The sequence below is a fragment of the Gluconobacter sp. P1D12_c genome (assembly GCF_018812105.1).
Classification (GTDB): Bacteria; Pseudomonadota; Alphaproteobacteria; order Acetobacterales; family Acetobacteraceae; genus Gluconobacter; species Gluconobacter oxydans_A.
This window is the reverse complement of sequence record NZ_JACSIQ010000522.1, coordinates 1-431: the sequence shown is the minus strand read 5'-3', so window position 1 is coordinate 431 and position 431 is coordinate 1. Positions and strand designations below refer to the sequence as shown.

1 pseudogene is annotated in these 431 nt (G+C 54.5%); it reads left to right on the top strand.

What is annotated here, in order from left to right:
• A pseudogene (locus KP705_RS17970) lies at positions 1–258 on the top strand (IS5/IS1182 family transposase); the annotation flags it as partial.
• Positions 259–431 lie beyond the last annotated feature (173 nt).

The following is a 431-nucleotide window of genomic DNA, read 5'->3' as shown; positions in this document are numbered from 1 at the left end:
AAGCAGGGCTTGGTCTCCAAGGTTCATCGCAAAAAGCCGCATCTCAAGCCTATGCCCCGGCATATCCAGAAATCAAATGCTGGAAAGTCGGTCATCCGCTCGCGTGTCGAGCATGTCTTTGCCGATCAGAAGTCACAGACRGGGCTGTTYGTCSGAACYGTSGGYATCACCCGGGCCASCATGAGGATCGGSCTGGCCAATATCGTCTACAATATGMGCCGCTTTCTCTTCCTGGAGCGGATCMGCATCACAGYGTAGCTMTCAAGCGGRTAACAGCCCCCAATCTGCTCAAAACGCAGCTTTTGATCTGCGTTTTGAGCAGATCGGGGACTGCTCTCCCGCTGGATGACTATGCGCTCGCGTTCAATCTTTCGAGGAAGAGGAAGCGGCGCATGTTGTAGACGATATTGGCCAGCCCGATCCTCATGGTG